This is a genomic window from Phytobacter massiliensis JC163, assembly GCF_000321045.1.
Classification (GTDB): Bacteria; Pseudomonadota; Gammaproteobacteria; order Enterobacterales; family Enterobacteriaceae; genus Phytobacter_A; species Phytobacter_A massiliensis.
This window is the reverse complement of the sequence record NZ_HE578948.1, coordinates 122,107-135,970: the sequence shown is the minus strand read 5'-3', so window position 1 is coordinate 135,970 and position 13,864 is coordinate 122,107. Positions and strand designations below refer to the sequence as shown.

The following is a 13,864-nucleotide window of genomic DNA, read 5'->3' as shown; positions in this document are numbered from 1 at the left end:
CGGGTACGATTTAGGCAGAATCTGATGGGTTAAAAAATAGAAATATGGCACGAGTCAATGAAAGCGTCTGCCGAGCCGTAGCCCGGATAAGGCGTAGCCGCATCCGGAATGAGTTATTCCTTGTTATCCCTGAACAATTCATTGAAGAACGCATCGCCATCGACAGTATTCCCTGTGTCGATATCATTACGGGCCCGCTGGATCTTCCCTTTCAAAAGAAGAAGCTTCATCGCTTCCATGCTTTCATAGTCTTCAATCGAGACAACCACCGCCACAGGCTTGCCGTTGCGGCTGATCTGCACGGGTTCGCGCTGTGCTTTTAACAACATATCGCCAAACTGCGTTTTGGCTTCATTTGCGGTAAGGGTGTGCATTGCCACTCCAAAATCGTATGAATCGTTCACTCTAACCTGGGTACGGTTCAATCTGCGACGGTTTACCGAACCTGTAAGGCTTACTTACAGGTTGCGATTTACACAGCTGGCGGACGTGATGGGTCACGCTACGGCCAGTGCCCCTTTGATCTCTTTTAACGCCTGCTTCGCCTGCTTAAGCTCCTGCGCTAGCATCTGCTCTTTTTCGCTATCCGTCATCAGCACAATGCAGCCATCCATCACTTTTACGCTTACCTGCCGCCCGGTATCAAAACCTGCTTCGCGCAGCCACTTGCCTGACAGCGCCAGGCTCGGCGTGTTTTTATCCCCGCCCTGCGGACGATATCCCACAATCAGCCTCCGATTGGTTCCAGCAGGGGTAGTGTCCAGGTTAGAATGCAAATCAGCCATAATCAACTCCTTGATAGTTGGTGAGGTTAGCTCGCGTCTGGTATTGCACGTACCCGATGAGAGCGCTTGAACATCAGGTCTGCTTGTATTTAGGTACGTACCTGAGTGGTGATATATTGCTCTTATAGGTACGTACATGTCAACAGCGAAACGCGATCCTATTCAGTCAAAATCCGGCAAAGCACCGACATTTCAGATTCGTATAACGCCGGAACTGAAAGCGCAGTTTGAAGCGGCTGCAAAGGATGCGGGGATGAGTCTGGGAAACTGGCTTAAAACCCTGGGCAGGAAAGAACTCAAAAATTTGGGCATTGAGCCTAAAGCATAATATTTCGTGTCGAACCAGCCGGAATTTCCAGATAGTTGAAATTACTACGGCCAAAATGAAAGAAAATTGCGAGAAGTTCTGCAAATGGGAAGCAAAGAATGAGATTCATTTTGGCGATCACAGGAGTCGCATTTGATGATTAACCTATTGATTTAAAATTTATATTTTTTGTTGGTTAAATCAGTAACCCCCATAAGCCCCCCCAAATGATTTTGCTTGTGGGGTTCGGGGTATCCTGAACTACTTTTTAGGCTCTGTCTTCCATTGCAACAAACCGGCAATAGCGTCCAAAATGCAGAATAATTGCTTGTGATCAGTTCACTGTTTTTCTATACAGTTTCCCCAGCATTTGTTAAATGGACACTTTGCTTTCAACTAACATTGTTCCTTCGAAGAGTATCTCCTGACGTAAGGGGTTATCAATTTCCCCCCTCCAGTATCGGCGGGATTTTTCGACGCTTTCCAGATAAGATTCAGCATCTCCTGAAAGATGAGACTCACTGGTAGTATGCATTCTTCCATCAGGAAGTACTTTGAATACGGTTATCTGCTCTGCGGGACGTCCAAGCCGCTCAATCCAGTAATGAAGATTGTCCTCCCCCTTTGTTAACCAAATGCATTTTTGGCGAGATGGCAGTTCTGGGAATTCTGATGCTCTTACTGATTCCCAGATTAGCTCTCTGGCATAAGTACAAAAATGTTTAGCTGTTTCGTGGCCGATACTTGCGACATATCGCATATCGCTATTATGTAGATTTCCTGAAGCAATGTGTTCCAGAAGGGCTATACGGCTGATATAGTGGGTGGCCCCATTTTGGATAAATGTTTCTGTGGGATATGGGTAAGATATGTAATAGTTAAAGAATGGGTTAACATCGGTCGTTTTTATGCTATTACCTACTGCCATTGGCTCGTTATTTGACCATGGAAGCCGGGTATTCAGCGTAATATGAAAATAATCATCTGCCATATATGTCACGTAGCTAATTTCTAAAAATATCATTTTATGACGATGTTATGCGTACATCTAGTTTCATGTCGTTAATAAGTATGTCGCCGCTAATGCGCTGCGTCAGGCAGGAGATTTCTGCGATTGGTTGCATCAGGGATGTGAGTTGCTGTAGTGCGTTCTGGCGAACGGTAACGATCCATTTAATGCTGGTGAAGCAAATAAGCTCGTTGTTATCGATTAAAATTTCAGCTTCTGTTTGCATAATTTTGTTCGTATAAAAGCAAACGTGCCTGCCGGGAGTGGCAGGCGCATTATGCGATGAAATAAAGGTGAATAAATATTGAGGGTGTAAATTAGGAAGGCGACTCGCAATAAATAATACTATCGCCTTAAATCAGGGATGGTGCTGTTAAATTAATTCGGAGGCTGCGGATCGACACCCATTACACTTTGCAGCACGTCGTTACTCGGCTCGCCGTAGGCTGCCCCCAGTGGAATTGACGCCAGACCGTTACCGTTTTCGTCCTGCTCAAGCAGACGAACAGATTCACGTTTTACCGTACTGATAACCTGCGGGCTATAGGTAGTGACAATAAACTGGATCAGTGGAAATGCGCTGGCAAGGTCGGGAGCGGGGTTATTGTCGGCCCTACCAGTGACTATTGCATAGCGGAACACCTTACCACAGCGCTGGCGGACCTTGCGCATTTTCTCCAGAGTGGCGAGAATTTTTCTGGCCTCGTTACGTTTCTCTCTTGCGTCGGCCAGTGAAACATCGGGGTATACGCCAATAGAAAGCATCTTTTCTTTACCGGCGAAGCGGTACTTCATTCGCCAGTATTTGGAACCATTAGCGTTAATCAGCAGATACATACCGCCGCCATCAGCCAGCTTATAGGGCTTTTCTTTTGGCTTCGCGGTTTTCACTTTAACATCGGTTAGCGCCATGACATCCTCCGGCTTTTGATGAATCTATCCTCCTGGGAGGATTTCCGCCAGTAACTAACCTGATACCCCCAATGCACCCCCAAAAACCGCTTAATGCAGGTTGAAGCCGATTGAACTCGGGATACAAGGAATGCCTGATATATAAGGGATTACAACGGGATTTATTGACTTGGGGAGAGTTCAGGAGAAGCAAACTGGCGGAAGATCACAGGAGTCGAACCTGCCCGGGACCGCTGGCGGCCCCAACTGGATTTGAAGTCCAGCCACCTCACCGGAGATGACGATCTTCCGCGCCTCGATTGCTACATGGAGGCGGGGCGCATTATAGCCACTTTCAACCCTTTACCACATACCTCGTCACACTTTTTTATCACTCTGCGGCACGCGTTTCGCAGGGTTTGTGATAAACCCGCGCGTTTTCCGTGAGTTAGCATTTTTTCCGTTTCAAAAAAAGAGGTTAACGTAGCCCGCATAAGGCGGTACGCCACATGCGGGGCCGTGTGAAAAGGCTCAGGCGTTCACTTTTACCCGCTTTCTTGAATCCAGCGAAATCAGCAATACCGACGAGACAATGAGCAGCGTGCCCAGCCAGTCCGGCAGGGTGAAGGTCACGCCCAGCAGCGCCACGGAGAGCAGGGCGCTGCTCAGCGGCTCGGCACAGCTCAGAATGCTTGCCCGTGAGCCGCCAATCATCTGCGCCCCTTTCAGGTAGAGGCTAAAGGTCAGCGCGGTGCCCACCATCACCAGATAAAAGAAGGCCATGAGCAGGTTGCCGTCGATCGTGAAATCATTCCCCTGGCCGCCGTAAAACGGCACCAGCATCAACCCGGCGAGGAACATGCTCCAGCCGACGATGGGCAGCGTGCCGTAACGGGCGATAAGCGCCGAAGGATAAGTGGCATAAAGCGCGGCGGAAAAGGCCGAAGCGATGCCCCAAACCAGCGTCTCGCCGGAAACAGAGAGCGAGGTCGGGTTGCCGTGAGTCACCAGCATAAAAGTGCCCATCAGCGAGGTAACAATCGCCGCACAAACCGGCAGGCTGGGGCGGGTTTTACGCGCCAGCCCGAACCAGGCCACGATGATCGTCGGCGACAGAAATTGCAGCACCGTCGCGGTCGCGGCGTTGGATTTCTCAATGGTGACCAGAAAGGTAAGCTGCACTATCAGCGCGCCAAACAGCGAGAAAAAGAGCAGGCTCAGCGTGTCCTTGCGATTTTTCATGATGGCGAAGATTTTATCGCCGTGGAAGAAAGAGATCGTCAGCAGAACCAGCCCGCCGGAGAGAAGCCGCACCATGGTGAGCCAGGGGGCGGCGATATGACTTTTTTCCATAATGTACTGCGCGCAAACGCCGGAACTGCCCCACAGCACCGCGGCTAACAGTACATTTATCATCCCTTGTTTTGTGGAACCCATCTTAATCCACTCTGCCTTACTGATTGTTGAAAAATAAGGCGGGCATCATAACACAGGGCCAGGCGGCATCCTTGCCGCCCTGTTAAGCCATTAGAACCAGGCTTCCCACATTGCGCCGACGTTGAACGAGTCGAGGGTGGTGTCGTCCGTACCGTTAACGCGCGCGGTACGTTTGTTATCCACTTCGCCGCCGGTCACGTAGAAGCGCAGCATTGGGCGGAACTCCGGCCCCATGGCGATAGAGATGTTCTGCGACAGGGTGACTTTCCAGCCTTTGTTGTCGCCGCCCTGGTCATAATCCACACGCTGCCAGCCCGCTTCCAGCCAGGTGGAGTGGACATCGTTCCACCAGTACATCGGACGCACGATGGCGTTGTAGTTACGACGGTTGTCGGTGTTATCCGCGCTGTTATCGTAGTCGTGGAAAGCGAGCAGGTACTCGACCTGCGCCTGCTGGGTGAATTTATGCAGCCCTTCAAAGCTGGCGTAAACGGTGGTCAGGTCATCGGTTTTGTTATAGACGCTGTTATCGGCGTTGTCGGAGTAGCGGGCGATCACTTTATTGACGCCGCTGTCATTAGTGTGGCTCAGCACCACGCCGCCCTGCCACGCTTTCAGGCGGTCGTCGCTGTCGATCGCTTTCGAGTCGAAGCCGTAGTTGGCGTAAATTTCCAGATCCAGCGGGCCGACTTTCATGCCGTGGATTTTAGAGGTGAGCGCGTAGTTACCTTTATCGCCGGTGCCGGAACCGCCGGTACAGGAGATACGCGACGGGTTATCGCCATCATCAACCATTTCCGGGTTACAGGATTCAACGGAGGCAACGGTCGCCACGTCAAACTGCACGCCGCCAATGTCGAAGTTTTTCACCCCGGCGCCCTGGCCATCGTGGTTCATCCAGAAGTAATCGTTGATGCCCTGTTGCGGACGCTGGTGGAAGTCGCGGCCCGCCCAGAAATAGGCGTTAGGGTTGGATTCCAGCAGGTTGGTAACGCCCGCGTAGGCTTTTTTCAGGTTAACTTCATCGCCCCAGTGGTCGAACATGACGTTAACGTCCCAGATAGCCCCGCGCTCGCTCTTAAACGCTTTGGAAAGCTGGAATTCGCCGCCATTGCCTTCGTTGCCCAGACGGCCAATAGCCGAGGAGCCGTTATAGGAGCCATCGACGCCAACGTATTTCTGATCGCCCGCCTGGAAGTGGGCGCCGTAGCGGGCATAGCCGCTGAATTTCACACCGTACGGAATGGCCATATCCGGCGTCTGGGCGGTGCTTTGCGGCTCGGTCACGATATCCGCTTTTTTGTTGATGGCGGCGTCCATTTTCGCCTGGCGTTCAGCCAGCGCTTTATCCACCGCTTTTGCCACAATGGCGTCAATCTGTTCCTGAGTAAATTCTTGTGCTATCACCGAACCAGAGCAAAGGGCAGCCGTCACCGCCAGTGTCACTGGCAATTTATTATATAATTTCATGGTTATCTCAATTTAATATTTAGTTTTCAGACAATAACCATCCCGTCCTGATTTGACAGAACAACGCGCCATTATCAAAACAAGCTGATTCTTTTAATTAGAGTACAGAGTATTTATTACCGTATGCTATTCATCATATTAACGTTGGTAGAGCTGAATAATCTCCTCCGATAATTCACGAGCCAGTAACGATGTCATTAAATGATCCTGTGCATGCACCATAATTAATGTCATGGGCTGCCGGGCTTCCCCGGCGTCCTGTTCAATTAATTTGGTTTGCATTTGATGAGCCTGACGTGAATAGCCATCGGCTTCACGCAGTAGGTTCTGGGCTTCGTCAAAGTTACCCAGCCGCGCGGCGCGCAGTGCTTCAAAGCACAGGCTGCGGGACTGACCGGCGTTGACAATAATCTCCATTACCGCTTCTTCTAATGCGACCATAATTATTTACTCTTCATCAAAGCCATTATTTTTGGCGGTGGCAGCGAACCACTCTCCGCTTTTCTTAATGGTACGTTGTTGGGTTTCCAGATCTAATTGCACAAAACCGTAGCGGTTTTTATAAGCATTACACCATGACCAGTTATCAATAAATGTCCACATGTGGTAACCAAGGCAATTACAGCCTTCGCTAATACCTTTATGCAGCCACTTTAAATGATCGGCAACGAAGGTGATTCGATACCGGTCGTTAACCTGACCGTCTTCAATAAAGCGCTGTTCGTTCTCAACCCCCATGCCGTTTTCGGAAATAAAGCAGCGTGGATTGCCATAATTATCACGAAGGTTGACCAGAATATCGTAAATGCCCGGCTCGTAGATTTCCCAGCCGCGATAAGGGTTCATTTTGCGCCCCGGCATTTCGTAGTAATCAAACAGCCACTCCGGCATAAACGGCGACTCAGGGTTAACCGCGCTGTCACGGCACTTCACCCGACGCGGTTGGTAATAGTTAATACCCAGCAGGTCGATTTTGCCGTCGGCGATCAGCGCCTTGTCTTCCGGCTGGCAGGCGGGCAGTTGATCGTACTCTTTCAGCAGCGCGACCAGATCGGCCGGGTACTCGCCGCGCAGAACCGGGTCAAGGAAGCTGCGGTTAAACAGCAGATCCGCATAGTGCGCCGCTTTCACATCCGCCGGGTTTTGCGAACGCGGGTAGGAAGGCGTCAGGTTCAGCACAATGCCGATCTCGCCGTCATAATGGCCGCTACGGAAGGCCCGCACCGCGAGGCTGTGCGCCAGAACCGTGTTGTAAGCCACCGTGGCCGCGCGTCTGAAATCCACCACGTTCGGGTAATGGAAGTCATACAGATAGCCGCCTTCTACCGGGACGATAGGCTCGTTAAAGGTGAACCAGTGCTTCACGCGGTTGCCGAACAGGTCGAAACACACCTGCGCGTAACGGCTGAACGCCTCAACCACTTCGCTGTTTTCCCAGCCGCCTTTCTCCTGCATCGACATCGGCATGTCGAAATGAAACAGGGTAATAAAGGGCGTAATCCCCTGCGCCAGCAGCTCATCTAACACATTGTTGTAGAACTCAACGGCCTGCGGGTTTACTTCGCCGGTGCCGTCCGGAATCAGGCGGCTCCAGCTTATCGACGTACGGTAACTGTTATGGTTAAGCTGCTTTAACAGGGCAATGTCCTGCTTCCAGTGCTGGTAAAAAGTGGAGGTGTTCTGCGGCCCCACCTGCTGGTGAAAGCGCCAGGGCTGGCTGGCGTACCAGGCGTCCCATGTGGTGGCACTTTTCCCACCCTGTAAACTTTCCCCTTCGGTTTGCTGCGCCGAACTGGCGCTGCCCCACCAGAAGTGCTCGGGAAATGCATATTTCATTCTCTTCTCCTTGTTCAGTTACTGCCGACGGTTTCCGCCACCGGCGCGCTGCTCTGCGCTTTTTGCTCTTCAGTCTTCATTAATGAGCGCTCATAAGCGCGCAGGAACGGCAGGTACATCAGGCCGGACACCACCATACAGATGACGCACATAATGACCGGGCTCAGCGCCCAGTTTGCCGCCCAGGACGCGCCAATCGGAGCAGGCGTGGTCCACGGCGTCAGCGAAACCACCTGTGCCAGCCAGCCCATGCGGGTTGCGCCGTAAGCCAGAATGGCGTTGATCAGCGGTACGCAGACGAACGGGATAAACAGCATCGGGTTCATGATAATCGGCGCGCCAAACAGAATAGGTTCGTTGATGTTAAAGAAGCTCGGCACAACGCCCATCTTGCCGATAGTGCGCAGGTGGGTGGCGCGGCTACGCAGCAGCAGGAAGGCCAGCGGTAAGGTAGAACCGACGCCGCCAATCAGCAGATAGTGGTCCCAGAAACCCTGCAGGTAGACGTGCGGCAGTACGGCGCCCGCCGCCAGCGCGGCCTGGTTGGCAGAGAGGTTCGCCATCCAGAAGGGGTTCATAATGCCGGTCACAATCAGCGAGCCGTGGATACCGGCGAACCAGAAGATCTGGCACAGCAGCACGGAAAGCAGAATGGCTGGCAGGGAGTCAGAGGCGGAAACCAGCGGCTCCAGCAGGTGCATAATCGCCTGCGGCAGAATCATGCCGGTCTGCGCTTCAATAAACAGGTTCAGCGGGTGTAGCGTGGCAATGATCACCAGCACCGGAATAAGAATTTCGAACGAGCGGGCCACGCCTGTCGGCACCTCTTTCGGCAGTTTAATCGTCACGTTGTGCTGTTTCAGCCAGGCGTAGACGCGTGCGGAATAGATAGAGGTGATAAGCGCGGTGAAGATCCCCTGACCAGAGAGATACTGGGTAGAGATCTGCCCATCTTTATAGGGCGCGGCGACCAGCAGGAAGGCCATAAAGGCCAGCAGGCCGGTCATTACCGGGTCGAGATTGAACTGTCGACCCAGGCTCGCGCCGATACCAACGGAAATGAAGAACGTCATGACGCCCATGCTGAGGTTAAACGGCAGCATCAGTTGTTCACGATATTGCGTGGAGAAATCCAGCCATGCGCGGGCAAAGCCGTTTGTGGTTTCCGGCGAGAACGGCGGAAAAATAAACACCAGCATGAACGAGCCAATGATCATAAACGGCAGCGCGGCAGTAAAGCCGTCGCGGATGGCGATGACATATTTCTGCTGCCCTAAACGTCCGGCAAGCGGCGTAATGGATTGCTCTATTACGCTAACCATTGACTGATATAACGAACTCATATGAACACCTTTTTAGTGTGCCGCTTCAATCAGCGACAGAGCAAAGTCCAGCACCTGATCGCCACGCTGCATTCCGTAATCCATCGGGTTGATGGGCTGTACGGGAATACCGGCGACGGCAGCCTTTTCTGAGAGTGTGTTTAACATATATTTGACTTGTGGTCCGAGAAGCACGACCTGATAACGCGGAAACTGCACATCAAATTCCGCCACGCCGTAGGCGTCAATCTGGACCGGTAAATTCCTTTCTTCCGCGGCTTCCACCATTTTCCTCACCAGCAGGCTGGTAGACATACCGGCGGAGCAGCACAACATGATCCTGTACATCGTATCTATCCTCGAATGTAAAAAGTTATTGCAAGGACGATTGGATAACATACGGAAACCGGTTTCCATCGGTAGGTTACTGAAGTGTGACAGTTATCAAAATCCGGACTTAATAAGGGCTTTTTTCTCGATTCACATCACAAATTTTACCTAAGCCATACGGAAAAAGAGTCCAAATGGAAAATCGGTTTCCATGAAAAAAAGAAAGGATATACTTCGATCGGTTATATTATGAACCGTTGTTGCATTTGGAATTTGCGGGCGCATTTTGTCGCCCCCCTGGGGAGAAAGATGTCTACAATCAACGATGTATCACGTTTAGCTGGGGTGTCCAAAGCCACAGTGTCGCGGGTGTTGAGCGGTTCGCGCGGCGTTAAGGAAGCCAGCCGCCAGGCGGTGTTAAAAGCAGTCGAAGAACTGAACTACCGACCTAACGTTATCGCGCAATCCTTACTCAGCCAGTCGACAGGCTGTATCGGCGTTATCTGCGCGCAGGACAACATCAACCAGACCACCGGCTATCTTTACGCGCTGGAAAAGCACCTCAGCCAGAGCCAGAAACATCTGCTGCTGCGCTTTGCGAATACCAAAGCCGGGGTAATGAACGCGCTGGAAGAGCTGACCTGCGGGCTGTGCGACGATATTTTAATCATCGGCGCGCGTTTTCCATTGGATATCAGCGATGAGAACATCGTGCTGGTGGACTGCGCCGAAGCGGATACGCTCAACAGCATTCAGTTCGATCACGCCTTCGCCGCTGAAACCGCCTGTAATTTTTTGATAAGCCAGGGGCGGCGGCAGATAGCGCTTATCCACCCGGATATCAGCGGCTCTGCCGATCAGGTGCTGCTTGGCTATAAGCACGCCCTGGAAAAGAGTTTCCTGCCGTTCAACCGCAACCTGGTCTTTATGGATGACACCACCTCTTCGGTGGCGTTGCAGGTGCTGCTCAATAATGCCACTACGTTGAATTTTAACGCGTTACTTTTGGCGGACGAGCAGGAAGCGCAGCGCGTCATTCCGCAACTGCAGGCGTTTAATAAATCGGTGCCGGGGGACATTATGGTCTTTAGCCTGGCCGGTTCGCTCCAGCTGCCGGGGATTCCCAAAATTCCGGCGATTGAATATTCAATGGACGCGATGGCGGCGCGCATTGTGACGTGGCTGAACGAAAAAACCCAGAGCGTACTGGGTTCCTGCGTTGTGCGCGGGGATCTGATTATTCCTGAGATGGTGAAGCGTTAACGCATTCCTGGATGCGCTTATCCGGGCTACGCGCTTTGTGGCCCGGCGTTCCCGGATAAGGCGCTGATGCGTCTTATCCGGGCGCTATCATTCACGGGCAGGGCGCCTGGGCGATAAACGTTATGGGAACGTGTTTCGTTAACCACACGCCGTTTTCGGCCTGGTAAAATATAAAACCCTGCTGATACATCGTTAACGCGTCAATTTTTAAAATAACCGGCAAGCCATAACGCTCGCCAACCTGGCGCGCAGTCGCCGGATCGGCTGACAGGTGCACATATTGCCGTGATTGCGGCGTTAGCCCTCCGGCAAGAATCGATGCCATAAAGCGGCTTGCCGTGCCGTGATATAAAATAGCAGGCGGTTTTTGTTCACTAAATTCGATACTTACCTGCTGTGTTGAGTGTCCCTGTACAGCACGGATCTTTAAACCATCGGTCGAAATCGCAAAACGCTTTTTATCATTATTTTCTACCACTGACTCGATAAGCTGCTTATTCAATTCCCGGCCCTGCTTTGCCGCGCCGATAATTAACGACTCGATGCTGGCCCATCCTTCGCTATCCAGCGTCAGCCCAATAGATTCAGGGCTATGACGCAGTACGTAGCTAAGAAATTTACTGATCTCATTGTAGTGTTTCTGCATTTTCGCAAACCTGAACTGAATCCATGAACAAAAGTATCCTGTTGTTGATTAAATCAGCTTTCGTTTGCTTCTGCGAGAAATTGCGCTCCACTTAACCGAGCTACCAGACTCGTAACCCGGATAAGCGAAGCGCATCCGGGGAAACGGTCAGCTTACTTTCGGGAAATCCACGACCGTATCGTTCACCCGGTTGATCATATTGGTGAACAGAATCGCGCTGACGGCGCTGATGGTTTCCACGACCTGGCGGTCGGTAAAGCCTGCGTCGCGGAACGCGTTTACTACCGCCTCCTCCAGCGTGCCGCGGGTAGTGACCAGCGTGCGCACAAATTTCACCAGCGCGTCCAGCTGCACATCCTGCGGATAGTCAGCATGACGCAACTGCCGCGTCTCCTCCTCGCTAAAACCTGCGCCTTTTGCCATCAGGGTGTGTGCCGCCAGGCAATAATCACAGCCTGTCGCTTCGCTGACCGCCAGGTTGATGGCCTCCCGCTGGCGGGCGTTGAGGCTGCTTTTGCCCAGCATCGCGTTGTGTTGCAGCGCCTGGCCGAGTACTTCCGGCGCGTTGCTGCCAATGGTGACATAGGCGTTAGGCACTTTGCCCATTCCCCGTTTAATCGCGCCGAACAGGTCTGCGGTTTTGCCGGTGGCGTCGTCTGGCTGAATGAAAGATAAACGGCTCATGATATGCTCCTCTGGTTGTTTGGGTTCCGCCGTAGTGGCGATGGGCACATCATACGGCCCCGTTAACGCCCCGAATCGCGGTCTTCGTCTCTATTTTTTGTCTTATCGTCTCAGAGGAAATCGTGGACAGCCTCAGCCAGTTGCTAAACATGCTTAATCCGCGTTGCGAGGTAAATTTGCACTGCCGTTTCGCGGGGCGCTGGGAAGCAGACCACCCGCAGCTCGGGCCGGGCATGGTGCCATGGCATGCGATACTGAAAGGCGAAGCGCGGCTGCAGATAGCCGGCGCGGCTTATGACGTTCGCCCCGGCGACGTGCTGCTGTTACCGCAGGGATCTGCCCATACTTTACAGGGGTTGATTGACTGGGGGCATCTGTCGCCGGTAGCAAAGCGCCATAATGGTGCCGTTACCGAAGTGCGTGCCGAAGGTGAAGGCGAAGCGGTTGAAGTGTTGTGCGGCGAGTTTAATTTTGGCCCGGACAGCCGCTGGCTTTTCGCCGACGCGACGAAACTTATTGTCCTGCATACCCGCGATCGGCAGGACTGCCCGGAACTTGAGACGCTGCTTGCCATGCTGGTGCGCGAAAGCCTTGCCGCTCAGCCGGGCGGCGCGAAGCTGGTACAGCATCTGGCGGCTACCTTCCTGACGCTGCTGCTGCGGATCCTGTTATCGCAGCATACCCCGCCTGCTGGCCTGCTGCGCCTGATGACCGATCATCGCCTGACCCCCGCCGTCATGGCGGTGCTGGCCGACCCGGCGCAGCCCTGGACGATAGAAAGTCTGGCGCAACGCTGCTTTCTTTCCCGCGCGACGTTTGCCCGCCATTTTGCGCAGGCCTATCATCTGACGCCGCAAACCTGGCTGACTCACCTGCGCATGGCGCAGGCGGCGCGACTGCTAAAACAGGCATCCACCTTAACAGTGGAGACCATCGCCGGGCGCTGCGGTTTCGCGTCGCTGGCCTCATTCAGCCGGGCATTTAAAGGCATCTATGGTATGACGCCGGCGCGATACCGGCGCTATTAATCGGCAGACTTAGATGAACGTGAACACCTCGTCACGGGAGAGACGCGACTTCGGCAGCGCGGCGTTGAAGTCTTTGTCGCTACGATAGCCAAGCGACACCAGCACCACGCTGGTCAGCCCTTTTTCGCGCAGGCCGAGCGCGCGGTCCAGCGCCGCCGTATCAAACCCCTCCATCGGCGTGGCGTCGATACCGAGCATCGCCGCGCCCAGCAGTAAACCACCCAGCGCCAGATAGACCTGTTTTTCCATCCACTGCGGCATATCGCGCAGTTCGTAACGGTGCATATCAACATACGAGCGGCGGCTCTTGTCCTGGCCCGCCTGCGCCCCTTCGGCCACAAAGCGCCCGTCAGCGTTCTCCTGGGCGAGCACCTTTTGCAGATGCGCGTCATCAATGTCCGTACGCATGCACAGGGCGATAACGTGCGAAGCGTTCAGCACTTTCGGTTCGTTATAGACAAACGCGCCGGTGGTGGATTTAGCCATCGCTTCACGCCCTTCCGGCGTAGAGGCTACAACAAAATGCCACGGCTGGGAGTTTACGGATGAGGGGCTGTTATGCAGCACATTGAGCAGGGTTTCAATCTGCTCCTGCGGCAGCGTTTTGCCGGGTTCGAACGCTTTTACGGTATGACGGGCAATCACAGCATCATCTAAAGTCATGGTGTTTCTCCTGGCGAAAAAAATAGGGGGCTTGCCGCCCCGTCTGGTGGGGGCAGAATAACCATAAAAACAGGGGAGATAAATTACCGTTATCATGCAGCACTTTCCCTTTTGCCGTGAAAATAGCGCAGCGGCGCTATGCCGCCGGCGCGTTTTCTGGCAAAAAAGAGGGTTCGCCTTTTCAGTCCCGGAA

The 13,864-nt window shown here is 53.1% G+C and carries 15 protein-coding genes, 1 tRNA gene and 1 pseudogene; 3 read left to right on the top strand and 14 right to left on the bottom strand.

The features are described from left to right. Positions 1 to 113 precede the first annotated feature (113 nt). A complete protein-coding gene (locus ENTHG_RS18065; protein ID WP_044182951.1) occupies positions 114 to 374 on the bottom strand; it encodes a type II toxin-antitoxin system Phd/YefM family antitoxin in 261 nt (86 codons plus the stop codon). A gap of 123 nt (positions 375 to 497) precedes the next feature. Continuing rightward, positions 498 to 785, bottom strand: coding sequence for a SymE family type I addiction module toxin (locus ENTHG_RS18060; RefSeq protein WP_044182948.1), 288 nt, complete (start codon positions 783 to 785; stop codon positions 498 to 500). Positions 786 to 921: 136 nt separating this feature from the next. Between ENTHG_RS18060 and ENTHG_RS18055 the strand changes: the two genes are divergently transcribed. Next, entirely contained in the window at positions 922 to 1,113 is a 192-nt protein-coding gene (locus ENTHG_RS18055) for a toxin-antitoxin system HicB family antitoxin (RefSeq protein ID WP_044182945.1), read from the top strand. A gap of 352 nt (positions 1,114 to 1,465) precedes the next feature. On the opposite strand, the gene ENTHG_RS26120 is transcribed toward ENTHG_RS18055, so the two are convergent. The 9 genes and pseudogenes from ENTHG_RS26120 to ENTHG_RS18005 form a co-directional block, all read right to left on the bottom strand. Continuing rightward, complete coding sequence (locus ENTHG_RS26120; RefSeq protein WP_044183978.1) at positions 1,466 to 2,083, bottom strand: DUF2441 domain-containing protein; 618 nt, start codon at positions 2,081 to 2,083, stop codon at positions 1,466 to 1,468. A 594-nt stretch (positions 2,084 to 2,677) separates the two neighbouring features. Then, positions 2,678 to 3,013, bottom strand: a pseudogene (locus tag ENTHG_RS24820) (Arm DNA-binding domain-containing protein); the annotation flags it as partial. Positions 3,014 to 3,208: 195 nt separating this feature from the next. Then, positions 3,209 to 3,303, bottom strand: a tRNA-Sec gene (locus ENTHG_RS18035). 220 nt (positions 3,304 to 3,523) lie between these two features. Further along, positions 3,524 to 4,429, bottom strand: coding sequence for an EamA family transporter (locus tag ENTHG_RS18030; protein WP_044182938.1), 906 nt, complete (start codon positions 4,427 to 4,429; stop codon positions 3,524 to 3,526). 90 nt (positions 4,430 to 4,519) lie between these two features. Beyond that, a complete protein-coding gene (locus ENTHG_RS18025; protein ID WP_044182935.1) occupies positions 4,520 to 5,899 on the bottom strand; it encodes a carbohydrate porin in 1,380 nt (459 codons plus the stop codon). Positions 5,900 to 6,037: 138 nt separating this feature from the next. Continuing rightward, on the bottom strand, positions 6,038 to 6,340 hold the full coding sequence (locus ENTHG_RS18020) for a PTS lactose/cellobiose transporter subunit IIA (RefSeq protein WP_044182933.1): 303 nt from the start codon (positions 6,338 to 6,340) through the stop codon (positions 6,038 to 6,040). Between the two features lie 6 nt (positions 6,341 to 6,346). Continuing rightward, positions 6,347 to 7,735, bottom strand: coding sequence for a glycoside hydrolase family 1 protein (locus tag ENTHG_RS18015; protein ID WP_044182930.1), 1,389 nt, complete (start codon positions 7,733 to 7,735; stop codon positions 6,347 to 6,349). Positions 7,736 to 7,749: 14 nt separating this feature from the next. Continuing rightward, entirely contained in the window at positions 7,750 to 9,078 is a 1,329-nt protein-coding gene (locus tag ENTHG_RS18010; protein WP_044182926.1) for a PTS sugar transporter subunit IIC, read from the bottom strand. A gap of 12 nt (positions 9,079 to 9,090) precedes the next feature. Then, a complete protein-coding gene (locus ENTHG_RS18005; protein ID WP_044182924.1) occupies positions 9,091 to 9,405 on the bottom strand; it encodes a PTS sugar transporter subunit IIB in 315 nt (104 codons plus the stop codon). A gap of 291 nt (positions 9,406 to 9,696) precedes the next feature. Between ENTHG_RS18005 and ENTHG_RS18000 the strand changes: the two genes are divergently transcribed. Then, the gene (locus ENTHG_RS18000) at positions 9,697 to 10,650 is read left to right on the top strand and encodes a LacI family DNA-binding transcriptional regulator (RefSeq protein ID WP_044182921.1); all 954 of its coding nucleotides are present in this window, start codon (positions 9,697 to 9,699) and stop codon (positions 10,648 to 10,650) included. Positions 10,651 to 10,741: 91 nt separating this feature from the next. On the opposite strand, the gene ENTHG_RS17995 is transcribed toward ENTHG_RS18000, so the two are convergent. After that, positions 10,742 to 11,296: an RNA 2'-phosphotransferase gene (locus tag ENTHG_RS17995; protein ID WP_044182918.1), complete on the bottom strand. Its 555-nt coding sequence runs from the start codon at positions 11,294 to 11,296 to the stop codon at positions 10,742 to 10,744. A 147-nt stretch (positions 11,297 to 11,443) separates the two neighbouring features. Continuing rightward, complete coding sequence (locus ENTHG_RS17990; RefSeq protein WP_044182915.1) at positions 11,444 to 11,980, bottom strand: carboxymuconolactone decarboxylase family protein; 537 nt, start codon at positions 11,978 to 11,980, stop codon at positions 11,444 to 11,446. A 122-nt stretch (positions 11,981 to 12,102) separates the two neighbouring features. On the opposite strand from ENTHG_RS17990, the gene ENTHG_RS17985 reads away from it, so the two are divergent. After that, the gene (locus ENTHG_RS17985) at positions 12,103 to 13,008 is read left to right on the top strand and encodes a helix-turn-helix domain-containing protein (RefSeq protein WP_044182913.1); all 906 of its coding nucleotides are present in this window, start codon (positions 12,103 to 12,105) and stop codon (positions 13,006 to 13,008) included. A 9-nt stretch (positions 13,009 to 13,017) separates the two neighbouring features. On the opposite strand, the gene nfsB is transcribed toward ENTHG_RS17985, so the two are convergent. Next, positions 13,018 to 13,671: an oxygen-insensitive NAD(P)H nitroreductase gene (nfsB, locus tag ENTHG_RS17980; RefSeq protein ID WP_044182910.1), complete on the bottom strand. Its 654-nt coding sequence runs from the start codon at positions 13,669 to 13,671 to the stop codon at positions 13,018 to 13,020. Between the last annotated feature and the right edge of the window lie 193 nt (positions 13,672 to 13,864).